This window comes from Snodgrassella alvi, assembly GCF_002777745.1.
GTDB lineage: Bacteria > Pseudomonadota > Gammaproteobacteria > Burkholderiales > Neisseriaceae > Snodgrassella > Snodgrassella alvi_D.
Genome location: NZ_MEIO01000055.1, coordinates 293,504 through 306,314 on the forward strand (window position 1 = coordinate 293,504; position 12,811 = coordinate 306,314).

Annotated in this window: 8 protein-coding genes; 2 read left to right on the plus strand and 6 right to left on the minus strand. The window is 42.7% G+C overall.

The window, feature by feature from the left end; genetic code table 11:
* Nucleotides 1–337: 337 nt before the first annotated feature.
* The 5 genes from BHC51_RS09770 to BHC51_RS09790 all read right to left on the minus strand — a co-directional run bounded on the left by BHC51_RS09770 (nt 338) and on the right by BHC51_RS09790 (nt 8,413).
* Nucleotides 338–1,243: a hypothetical protein gene (locus BHC51_RS09770; RefSeq protein WP_100153887.1), complete on the minus strand. Its 906-nt coding sequence runs from the start codon at nt 1,241–1,243 to the stop codon at nt 338–340.
* A 108-nt stretch (nt 1,244–1,351) separates the two neighbouring features.
* Nucleotides 1,352–2,917, minus strand: a complete 1,566-nt coding sequence (gene proP / locus BHC51_RS09775) for a glycine betaine/L-proline transporter ProP (protein WP_100136042.1) — start codon at nt 2,915–2,917, stop codon at nt 1,352–1,354.
* Between the two features lie 176 nt (nt 2,918–3,093).
* Nucleotides 3,094–5,250 (minus strand): YccS family putative transporter, encoded by a 2,157-nt coding sequence (gene yccS / locus BHC51_RS09780; protein ID WP_100153888.1) that lies wholly within the window; start codon nt 5,248–5,250, stop codon nt 3,094–3,096.
* A 125-nt stretch (nt 5,251–5,375) separates the two neighbouring features.
* Nucleotides 5,376–7,067, minus strand: a complete 1,692-nt coding sequence (locus BHC51_RS09785) for a glutamine--tRNA ligase/YqeY domain fusion protein (RefSeq protein ID WP_100153889.1) — start codon at nt 7,065–7,067, stop codon at nt 5,376–5,378.
* A 182-nt stretch (nt 7,068–7,249) separates the two neighbouring features.
* Nucleotides 7,250–8,413, minus strand: coding sequence for a type I restriction endonuclease (locus BHC51_RS09790; protein WP_100123380.1), 1,164 nt, complete (start codon nt 8,411–8,413; stop codon nt 7,250–7,252).
* A gap of 891 nt (nt 8,414–9,304) precedes the next feature.
* Between BHC51_RS09790 and BHC51_RS09795 the strand changes: the two genes are divergently transcribed.
* On the plus strand, nt 9,305–9,679 hold the full coding sequence (locus tag BHC51_RS09795; RefSeq protein WP_100153890.1) for a hypothetical protein: 375 nt from the start codon (nt 9,305–9,307) through the stop codon (nt 9,677–9,679).
* Nucleotides 9,680–10,472: 793 nt separating this feature from the next.
* Nucleotides 10,473–10,685 (plus strand): BrnA antitoxin family protein, encoded by a 213-nt coding sequence (locus BHC51_RS09800; RefSeq protein ID WP_100123382.1) that lies wholly within the window; start codon nt 10,473–10,475, stop codon nt 10,683–10,685.
* A 728-nt stretch (nt 10,686–11,413) separates the two neighbouring features.
* On the opposite strand, the gene BHC51_RS09805 is transcribed toward BHC51_RS09800, so the two are convergent.
* Complete coding sequence (locus BHC51_RS09805) at nt 11,414–12,193, minus strand: DUF3304 domain-containing protein (protein ID WP_100153891.1); 780 nt, start codon at nt 12,191–12,193, stop codon at nt 11,414–11,416.
* Between the last annotated feature and the right edge of the window lie 618 nt (nt 12,194–12,811).

Genomic DNA, 12,811 nt, shown 5'->3' on the forward strand with positions numbered 1-12,811 from the left:
ACATCTGCAAAGAAAAATCACAACCGTAGCGGCAATACCTGACTTACCCGCCAGAAGCAGCAATCAAGCACAAAAATACTACATAGTACTCAGCAAATGAGTGTTTTCATTTATTCCCAAAATATTAAACATTTTGCATTAGACATAGTGGAAACCCAAATCACAGCCCTGACAGATAAATAGTACCGGCATATCTGATCAATATGCTGCACCAGCTAATCCCATCAGCCCAGCATCTTCTTTTCACAGTTTCATCAGTTCTGCCAGATTCATTTCCCACCTTAATTTAGATTATGAATTTATAATTTGCTGCTTAAAGCCGATTATTATAAAAATTTTATTTATTCCTAATGCCTTTAATTGCCTCATTAGGCACTTCAAATTCTATCGGACTATCAGTTGTATTATGAATTGTTTTAGCCGGAATTTGAAATTTAGTTTTCGTACCAATATTCGTCATCAGAATATTTACATGCTCTAATTGACATGCGGATGAGCAATTTATCTTATCAAAATAGTCTTTTTTTTCAGAATTATAAAATAAATCTTGATAATTTTTATCCACATAGATCGTAACATCAGATTGTCTTACACCAATTAAAGAAAGGGTAATATTAGTCAGACCAACATAGATACCAGAAACAACAATCATTGGTATGATACATATACCGGTTCTAAAAATGAGCTTTATAGAAACCTTCATGTTCCAAATATAGCTATATAACTTTTTATCGTATTTTTCACTGAGTCCATATTTATTTAGTATTTTGTTCTCTTCCCATTGAAAAATTGAAGTTTCCAACCAACTAATAAACCCAACTGCTAAATACGTAGTTAAACAAAACAGTAGACTGGAAATTAAATTACCTGATTCAACCCATACAAAACAAGTGCAAAGCAAAATAAAAAGGTTTGCAAATATAGCAAAACCAAGATAGCTCTTTTGATATTCATAGAAATTAACATAATCAGATGTCTTATTTATTTTCTTCTTGAATAAAAAATATAATAAAAATAATTTATTAGCCAAATATAGTATACCAGTAAAAACAATATACAAAACTCCAAATATGGCAAATATGCATAAACAAAATAATACATCTCCTACCGACAATCCAGCAGGAAAAAATCTTATTGTACAACAATAAAATATTACAATAATTGTACCAAGGACATTACCTATAAGCCCAAATAACCCAAAAGTATTTTTGATAACTTTTAAACTGGACTCCAGATTATCCATATTTTCTTCCCCCTATAAAATTGCAAACCAGATTCAAAAAAAGCCACTAATTTTAACCCAGACAGGCTAACATCAGTGGCTAGAATTCAGCTATCTATACCGAACTAATCACTCCATTTTCGGATGCAAATCAACATACTGCTGCTTGCGTTTTTCCAAATCCAGTATCTGCTGCTGCAAGCGGGCAATAGCAGCATCAATATCATCCACACTTTGCTCAATGTGTTCATACGTCTCAGCCAGCAGCTCCCGCGCTTCCTGTTTATTAGATGCCGAAGGCGATACCCCACGCAACGGGCGGTTGGCGGTTTCTTTCAGAAAAATACCAGTCACAATCCCGATCACCCCCACCACCATCAGATAATAGGCCGGAATAAACAGATTATTAGTAGAATCCACCAGTGCCGCCGCAATAGTTGGCGTTAAACCGGCAATAATAATCGCAATATTAAAAGCACTGGCCAGCGCACTGTAGCGGATACGTGTGGGAAACAACGCCGGCAAAGTAGATGCCATCACACCAGTAAAAAAATTCAAAATCAGCGCCAGAATAAACAAACCAAGAAAAATCAGCCCCACCTTGCCACTGGTAATCAACTGAAAACAAGGAATAGCCAGCACAAGCAGCGCAACAGAACCACCAATAACAAAAGGCCTGCGCCCGATCTTATCACTGACAAAACCAATAATCGGCTGCATAAACATCATACCAATCATAATCGCAATAATAATCAGCACACCACGATCTTCACCATAATGCAGATTGTGCGACAGATAGCTGGGCATATAAGTCAGCAGCATGTAATAAGTAATATTAGTAGTTAATACCAGCCCCACACTAACCAGCAGCGTACGCCAGAAACGCTGCACAATTTCCTTAAACGAAACCCGCGGACGACTGCTCACCTCCTCCTGCTCATCTTTTTCCATCATATCCAGATGCTTCTGGAATGCCGGCGTTTCCTCAGCCGCGTGGCGCAGATACAAACCTAACAAACCCAAAGGTGCAGCCAGAAAAAACGGAATGCGCCAGCCCCACGAAAGAAAATGCGCCGAACCCATAATATTTTGCAGCAATACCACCAGCCCGGCACCCAGAACAAAGCCACATATCGAACCAAAATCCAGAAAACTACCCAGAAAACCGCGCTGACGGTCGGGCGAATATTCCGCCACAAAAATCGCAGCTCCAGTATATTCACCGCCTACCGAAAACCCCTGCGCCAGCTTACATAGCAACAACAGTACCGGCGCCCAGATACCAATACTGTTATACGATGGAATCAGCCCGATACAGAAAGTACTGAGCGCCATAATAATAATCGTAGTAGATAACACCTTCTGCCGGCCGAAACGATCGCCAAGAATCCCAAAAAACACCCCACCCAGCGGACGCACCAGAAACGGCACAGAAAACGTACCCAATGCAGCAATCATCTGCACACTAGGAGAAGCAGACGGAAAAAATACCTGACCCAGCGCATAAGCCACAAAGCCATACACACCAAAATCAAACCATTCCATAGCATTGCCCAGCGCAGCGGCCGAAATCGCCTTTCTGAGCTTACTCTGATCAATAATCGTAATATCGTGTAATTCCAGCGTACCATTCTGGGTAGGAATCAACGGCGGTGTATGAGAAGAAGCCTCATTCTGTTCATTAGATGCTGCCATAGTAACCCTCTCATTATTAATATCAAAATGATTCTTTAACATCATCATCACATCCAGCAAAAAATTGCTTTATGCTTGAATTTTAAAGAAAACCACTAACAGCATAATCGAGAAAAGGTCAATTGCGCTACCATTATTTTATCCTAGCCAGATTTTTAAACCGTTCAACCAGCAACTTACTGTGCCATAATCCTGCTGGCCTGAGCATCAGCCTGTAAAGCCTGCCTGTATAGCGGTAGCTGCACATAAATTCGCTGCAACTGCCGCCACAACACCTTTTCCACCACCTCATCATCCGGCTGAGGCTTACTCATCCGTAACAACTCACCTGCATTTTCCCACTCAGCCTTAAGCACAGAATCATCAGCGTCTTGCGTCATCAAATCAGCCAAATCACAAGCAAGCGTATACCAAAGCTGCACCCGCTCCCGCGTCAACTGCGGCCGCACACACTCCACCTGAGTCCGAATTGCACCCAGCGCAGAAATACAGCTAAGCAGCACATAATTTAGCTGTAACAAAGTTTTACCCTCAACCAAATGCCGGCCGTAACGCTTAGGCTCCATCGACATATCCGCAACCGCATTGCCCAGCATCACAGCCAGCTCATGCGCATTGCGCCGCGCAGTACGATAAACCACATCATCACATAGCCCGTTCAGCAGCTGTTGTGCCACCTGCCGCAGATAAGCAGCATCACAGCACAAAGCACGCCTAGCAATCCGCCCCAGCGTCAGATAGCGCCAGTCCGGCCACAGATACGCCACCGCCCCCCACGCCAGCACCGAACCCAGAATCGTATCCACAAAACGCGATAACATTGCCGACTGCGTATCCATACCAATAATCGCAAAACCCACCAATACCTGCACCGTAATAAAAAACGTAGAAAAACTGTAGCGGCGCACCCTAAACGCAAAAAACAACACCGTACTCACCACCACAATCACCAGCCGGCCGGCCAGCGTAGGCACAAAATACGGCAATATCGAGCCCACCACCACCCCGGTCAGCGTACCCATAATGCGCTGCTTCAGACGGGTAGTTGTGGCCGAATAATTCGGCTGGCACACAATCACCCCCGTAAGCAGAATCCAGTAACCCATCTTTAACTGGCAGCCCTCAACCACCACACAAGCCACAGCCGTAACAATTGCCAGCCGGATGGCATGGCGCATCACATTCGATTGCAAAGTAAAATGCGTCCTCAGCGCCGGCAGAATATCGCGTATCCGGTCAACATCCTGCTCGGCAATCTGCATATCACCAGCTTCCCGCTCAGCACCATCCGCCTTTACCTTTTCCAGCCACAGCAATTGCTCATTAATCGTCAGAATATTAGCAATCAACTGCCGCAATCCCGGCGTATCCTCATCCGCACCATTTTCAGCACAATAGCGCCCTGCTGCCTGCTGCACCCCCTCACCAGCACGCTGAAGCATCAAATTAAACACATATGGCTTATTCTCATGCAGACACTCACTCATCTGCCGGCAAGCCTGCGCCTGCAACACAATCAAACGCTGAATCCGATAAATCAGATCCGAATGCGCCATCTTGTGCGCCAGTGCCGCATAATCCACATGGCGCGAACTGATCCGCTCATGAATATTCTGCGCAGACAGATAATATTGCAGCAACATAACAACACCACGCGGGCGGTGCTGCCCGCGCAAACGGTAAAACAGAGCCGTGCGGCAGCGATTAAAGCCATCAATTACCGCCGTATTCTTCATTGCCAGCGCCAATTCCTTTTCCGAAAGCAAATCTGCCTCATCAGGATCAAAAAACTGAGCCTTCACCAGCATATAATCTGCCAGTCTGGCAAAAGCACCGGCCAGATTATCCTGTACCGGGCGATTTGGAAACAGCAGATGCAGCACCAGCGTACACACACCAAACAATCCCGTACCACAAACCAGCATCAGCGGATTGACATACCACGGCAAATGCGGCGAATAAGTCAGCACCGTATACAACATCACCAGCAGCGTCCCAAACGCAATTGTCCGGTAACGCACATCAATTGCACCCATCATCGTCATACTGAACGCAGCCCATACCATCAGCAACGAAAAAGCCAGCGGATGCCCAAATGACCACTGCACTGCCGTAGCAGCAAGCGAAAAATGAATCAGCGTAAAAAACAGATTACGCAAACGGCCGGTAAAACCATCATCCAGCTCCACCAGCCCGCCAGCAATAATTCCCAGAAACAGCGCCGTACATTCTGCCGTATTGCCCGTATACCATACCCACAACGCAGCCAGCACCATACTCAGCAGCATTGGAAAATTAGCCAGATAACCAGCACGTACCGGAATTACACCCATCAAACCGCCTCTATTTACCAGAAAACACAAAGTAATTTATTCTAACAAGCCACCGGATTACCCAGCAGATTATTTAGCATAAAAAAAAGCCGGCCACAAAAGGCCGGCTTCATGCACAAGCATCATCACTTCTTCTCTGCCTGTGCCTGCCATGTATCACGTAAAGTTACCGTGCGGTTAAATACCGGATTTTCCGCACTGTGGTCATAGCGATCAGTAACAAAATAGCCCAGACGCTCAAACTGATAGCGCGTTTCCGCTGCCAACGTATTCGCTACCGGCTCCACCAGAGCATCAATTTCCGTTACCGAAACAGGATTCAGAAACTCAGTAAAATCACGGTACTGCCCATCATCACCGCGCACAGCATCCGGGCGTTCAACCGTAAACAGCCGGTCATACAAACGCACAGTAGCCGACACAGCATGCTCAGTAGACAGCCAGTGAATTACCCCTTTCACCTTGCGCCCCTGCGGTTTAGAAGCAAGCGTATCATGGTCTATCGAACACTTCAGCGACACCACCCGGCCAGATGCATCCTGCACCACTTCCTCACACCTGATCACATAACTATAACGCAGGCGCACCTCACCACCCAGAGTCAGACGCTGCCAGCCCTTAGGAGGATCCAGCGCAAAATCGTCTGCTTCAATATAAATCGTCTTCGTTAACGGCATCAGGCGCTCGCCCATTTCCGGGTGATGCGGATGAAACGGCGCAACACGGCTTTGCGTTAACACCTCATCAAAATTTACCAGCTCCACCTTAATCGGATTCAACACCGCAATCATCCGCGGAGCCACATTTTCCAGGTCTTCACGAATCGCGCCTTCCAGCACACTCATGTCCACCACATTTTCACTCTTAGAAATACCTGCCCGCTTAGCAAACAGGCGCAGCCCCTCCGGCGTATAGCCACGGCGGCGCATACCCGAAATCGTAGGCATACGCGGATCATCCCAGCCAGACACATGATCCTGTACAACAAGCTGATTGAGCTTGCGTTTCGAAGTAATCGAATACAACAGCTCCAGCCGGGAAAACTCATACTGATGCGGCTGATGCGCAATTTTAATATTTTCCACCACCCAATCATATAATGGCCGGTGAGATTCAAATTCCAGCGTACACAGCGAATGAGTGATATTTTCAATTGCATCCGAAATCGCATGCGTATAATCATACATCGGATAAATCACCCACTTATCCCCGGTGCGATGATGATGCACACGGCGAATACGATAAATCACCGGGTCGCGCAGATTAATATTGCCCGCCGCCATATCAATTTTCAGCCGCAGCGTTTTACTGCCATCCGGAAACTCACCATCACGCATACGCGCAAACAAATCCAGATTTTCCTCAACCGTACGCTCACGATAAGGACTATTTCTGCCCGGCTCCGTAAGCGTACCACGATACTGGCGCATTTCCTCTGCATCCAGATCATCCACATACGCCTTACCAGCCTTAATCAGCTCCAGCGCATATTCATACAGGCGCTCAAAATAATCCGAAGCAAAACGCTCCTCATTCCACTGGAAACCCAGCCACTGCACATCTTCCTTAATCGAGCGCACATACTCATCCGACTCCTTCTCAGGATTCGTATCATCAAAGCGCAGATTACATAAACCATCATAAATATAGGCCAGACCAAAATTCAGACAGATAGATTTAGCATGGCCAACATGCAGATAACCATTTGGTTCCGGAGGAAAACGCGTTATTACCTGCCGGCATTTCCCGCTTTGCAGGTCATCCTCAATAATAGAACGTATAAAATGATTATCGGCAAACTGATCTTTATTAAGCATAATTATTCTGAATATGTGCAGACACCCATTTCCACCTCGAAACAGATAGCCCAAAATACAAATAAAAGATATAGATTATACCTAAATTTAGATAAATGTTGCATCTATCAGAGACAGACTGTCCTACATACATCAACAAGCCATTTTAGCCAGCTTACCGATTAGCCCATCAATTACAAAACTTAATTACTTTTATCCTCACATCTCGCCTTACGCTTAAAATTCTCATCATTCGAACAAAACTGGTATGAGTCCAATACAAGCGCAGCAAGACGTAATATATTCTCAGGCACATCAATAATAATCTGCTCACCTGAAACTTCTAATCCACATTTTTCAATATTTTTTACATCTTCTGAAGTTAATGCTTTTGGAAACACTATTGATGGCCGCTGTTTATTATCAAAATAGCGTAAAATCCAGCGATTTACCTTACCAGCAAACAGAATACTGAAATACGTCTCTGTATCCTTAGCCACCACATCAGCATCCTCTGGCAAAATAGATTTTACAATATCAAATAACCGGCGCTCTGCATAAGTAGTTACAATCTTATTATTATCAGGGTCAACGATTGGTGCCATTGGATCGACCTTATTCGCCCCATTAGCTACCACTTCCTCTATAATTTTCGGTGCCGACAAGCCAGATACCACCATTGAACTAACTGTATTTTGTACCGCCTGTCGCACTATATGCTGAATACTTTCCAAAAAACGCTGATTAAACTGCTTCTGAATATTTGCTCGCCCTGCAACATAACGCACAAAATCTGTATCTACCTCTTTCAGACTTTCCGTAATCGCATCTGTGAAAGCCATTAGATAAATACTTTCTTCAGCAAGATTACGTAGTTCTTCTGGCCTAAACTGGTCATGACGGAACTTATACAACTGCATCATGTCACTTTCAGAAACCTGTGTAACATCAATAGTCAGAAAAGGCTCTGCATCCATTACATTCTTATTAGTTAAATCAGTAAAAAATCGCCATTCCTGCCCATTTGTAATTGCACAAATCGATACTTCCTGTACAGCATTAAAATAACGCGACAACTGAGGACAATGGTTTACAAGCTTTTCCTGAAAAGGTTTAGCCTCAATAAACATTACCGGTGTGCCTTGAGAAAACAAAGCATAATCTACTCGCTCTCCCGATTTTACCCCGGGAAAATCAGCCTGATATTCAGCCCGTACCTTATTCGGGTCAAAGGCAGAAAATCCCAGAATATCTAGTAATGGCAATATCAACGCTTGTTTAGTAGTTTCTTCTGTTGTACAAACATTACCTACTTTCTTTACATGTTCAGCATGTGCCAGCAAGCGTTCCTTGAATATTGCATTCATTACGTTTCTCCGAAATTACATTAAATAACCATTAAACAATTTATATTATCAATAAAAAATACTTATAAACAAAATTTTATACCTGATTCGCATGCTTTTTATCAAAAAAGCTACATTATTAATGCCATAAAACTTTCGTACGGATTCAGCCTGAAAGCCAGCTTTAACCCACACCAATACAGCCTTATAAAAACAATACCTTTATAAACAAAAGTTACCAGCCACAAAACAGAGCAACACATAGCGATAAGAATAGTGACGGGCAGAATAATATGACAAGGCCGCTTGAATCAGCGCCTCCGTCAGAACAGGCAAAGCTGTGTGTAACAGCACCACCGGCAACGTGCATATAACCGGGAAATAGCCGACAGCTAAAGAAAATTTAGTAAAAAGATTATGGTATAACTGCCAAAGGTTAAGAGAGTTATACAGGCAACATATCCATACAGCATCTTAACTCAATGAGCGCCAGAAACCGGCAGAAGGCAGCATATAACCTCCATTACAGAATACAGCTCAAACACCATAAAACCCATACATACCGGCAAAAAGCAAAAACAAAATTTCAGCCAGAAGAACTGAAAATCAGGCTTATTACCGAGTCTGTTCCGAAAATGATTTAGCTTGCGAACATATTAAACATCATCAGCAAGAAAACACACCACAGTGAATTCCGCAAAAAATGAATAAAAAGCGAGTTATACAACAGATAAACTAACAATCAGCAAAGATTCAGCCAGCCTGCCTGTATCCCCCATACTCACAATAACAAACATGTTAATATTACAAACTCCTGACGTTAAAACATCGTCAGGCACAGCAAATAGCCATACCGTAGCAGCAATAAAAAACACAAAACTACATGTTTAACCAGCCCGAGACATCAGTAACATGAAAAAACTACTAATAATTCTTTTACTTCTACCCTCTTTAGCAATAGCTAAAGATTATAAAACAATCATATCTGGTAAAAAATTAATCCATAAGGGCGAAAATTGCGCCGGAGTGGCTTTTTCAAGCAATGGATTCTATGCGTTCACATACACAGAACAGGGCGCCAAGTGCTTACCTGACCTGCCTTTACGCGTTAAATGGCTCAGTAACAATACCGTCATGCTGGTAGAGAGAAACAAAACCGCAGAAAATGCTCCTCAAGTTATCGTCATGCAATTTAAATCAATAAAGAAAAATAAAATCACTGTTAAAAATATTTGGGCAGGCTGGGGAGATCAACCAGACCAGATTGAAAAATACACAATCAAATAACCAATCAACTCGCACCCAAAATTTTACCGTATCTGCTTAGCGCTTCAATTACATCAATTGCCCTTATTTTAATCGCGCACATCGCCGGATTTACTGTTGCAGTAAATCCACTAACTTATCACAAACCAGCAACACCTAAAGGCAAAACCATCATCACAGAAATACCTCTTCCGATCCAATATTCAAAAGCAACAAACAGCCGGCAATATGCCCTAATGCCCCCTGTCAAAGTAAAAGCCAGCCCTGACAACAAAGCAACCAGAACAGAAAAAAAATGTTAGCTTTAATCAACTTACAACTACAAAATAAAATAAGCTATATAATCAGTTGACGCTTGCAAATGGACAGACAGTTATCACTCACCGTTTTGATTTATTTAACTTTTTATAACCAAAAACAAAACAGAAGTTAACAAATTACCGTACTCCATTAATAGCGCGCAGTTTGGGAAATAGATTTAAAACAGGAACGCAAATGAAAAAACCACTACCAGCTCTTTTCAGCTTATACACCAGCTCCAACGTTTACGCAGAAAATCCACAATTGCAGCACATAAAATCAAAGTATCAAAAAAGCGTTTTCGTAAACAAGCCATCAGCGAGTTTTCAGATAAGCATCGTTTAAACATTTGCCCCTGAGGACACCGCAAGTGAAGACCGCTTTGCATTATTAGGAATAAGCGAAAACTTACATATTTTTTGTAATTATTCATCGTGAACGCGGTGATAGTACTTATTCTTATTTCTGCACAGGCAGCTACTAAACACAAGCACAAATAGAATGAGGAATATCCATGAAAAAAGACGACGATTTTAAAAACGCTAAGCCAAATCCTCATGCCAGCCAATTGAAAAAAATAATTACCATTCGTATAGACCAAGAAATTCTCAACTATTTTAGAGAACTGGCCGAAGAAACAGGTTTGCCCTATCAATCACTGATTAACTTATTCCTAAAGGATTGTGTTACCAATCAATACAAACCTGATATAAAATGGAACAAATAATTTTTTCAGTAACATAAGCTGTCTTCGGGCAGCTTATGTCAAAGTGCATCATACTGCCTATTGCAAACATTCCGAATATATCAAACTGCAAAGCCCTTAATGCCACTACCACTAATACACAGATAAGCAGCGGCTGTATTGATATGGATATATTATATTGCTGGCTATATTGATACAGATATATTGCTGCGGAAACCGGCTGCTTAGCGGCAGGATATTGCGTATTTAGGGCTGCAAGTGTGTGGTTAACTTTCAGGTTAACTCTGTTCGCCTTTGCTTTTGCTGCCTGATTGCAGGGATGTTGCATATTTTTTATGATTTATATCAAAAATTTAGCTAATAGCTAGCTGTAATCTGCGGCTGTGTTGATACAGATATTTTACTGCGCATACCGGCTGCTTGGCGGCAGGATATTGCGTATTTGTGGCTGTGAATAAGTGGTTAACTTTCAGGTTAACTCTGTTCGCCTTTGCTTTTGCTGCCTGATTGCAGGGTTGTTGCAGATTTTTATGATTTATATCAAAAATTTAGCTAATAGCTAGCTGTAATGCCGCGGCTGTGTTGATATAGATATTTTACTGCGGAAACTAGCTGCTTTACGGCAGGATATTGCGTATTTGGGACTGAAGTCTGATAGCCAGAGCTATATTATAGGGAGCATATCTGCTGATACAGGCTAATCAGCCGCCGCGAAAATGTAGGCGGCTGTGTTGGGTATGGGCTTAGGCTTATTTGCCTGGTACCGGCAATTTACCTTGCCGCTCTAATTCCTGAATATACTCAGGCAGGATTACCTGCGGGATATTTTGCCGTTCTGCTTTAATTGCATCCAGCCTGGCTTTATTACGCCGGTAATCCGCCATCGATTTTATAGACGGGCGCGGGGTGCAGAGTTTCTGGCTTTTAGCAAATAGTTCGAATTGCTTTTTCACTATTTCGGGTGCATTTTCTTGTCTGGTACCATAATCAATAAAAATCTGATTACAAGCCAGAAAATGGACAGTGATATTTCTTACTTTGCCAAAATCATCACCGGCAGATGGCGGTGGTGGCGGTAAAGGGATTTCCGCTGAATGATTTTCAGTATATTGCATTATGGTTTGATATTCATTCTCATCAAAAACCAATCCGGGCTTATTTAATACTTTTGGTCGCCAATCTGGATAAGGCAAATCTGTCCAATAAATCCGCGCAGTCATACCCGGCTTCCATCTGGCTGGCAGATGGGCGGCGCCACAGGTAGAACCACCGCCATAGCGTTTTTTACCTACATCTTCAAAGTTAATAGCTGATGTGTTAGGTATACAGCCACCACTAATACTACCACCATGAATATTTTCAAAAGTATAGTTTAATGCCTCCACCGGCGCGGCATAAGATTTGTTTTTACCAGAGGTTACGCCTACAAATGGTTCAAAGCTGCTGCATGAGGTGATGGCTGCTGCTGACAGTATCAGTATTGCCCGCCGGATAACTGTGCTGGTGATAGCTGCTTTTTTCCCAGTCATTTAATTCTCGCTATGGTGTTTTTGTAATGGGGTGATTATTAGTTTCTGGTTTGGCTGATTAACTTTTGTATTACAACCTGCTTGCCGCTTTGTTATGGATTTTCATAACATATATCAATATTTTACCCAATTATTGGCTATGCTGCCGCGGCTGTATTGATATGGGTATTTTATATTGCTGGCTATATTGATACAGATATTTTGCTGCGTATACCGGCTGCTTTGCAGCAGGATATTGCGTATTTGGGGCTGTAAGTAAGTGGTTAACTTTCAGGTTAACTCTATCTGCCTTTGCTTTTGCTGCCTGATTGCGGTGCTGTTGCAGATTTTTATGATTTATATCAAAAATTTATCTAATAGCCAGCTGTAATGCTGTGGCTGTGTTGATGTAGATATTTTATATAGCTAAGCACGTTGATACAGGTATTTTGCTGCGGAAACCGGCCGCTTTACGGCAGGATATTGCGTATTTGGGGCTGGAAGTGTGTGGTTAACTTTCAGGTTAACTCTATCTGCCTTTGCTTTTGCTGCTTGGTTGCAGTGCTGTTGCAGATTTTTATGATTTATATCAAAAATTTATCTAATAGCTAGCTGTAATGCCGTGGCTGTGTTGATATA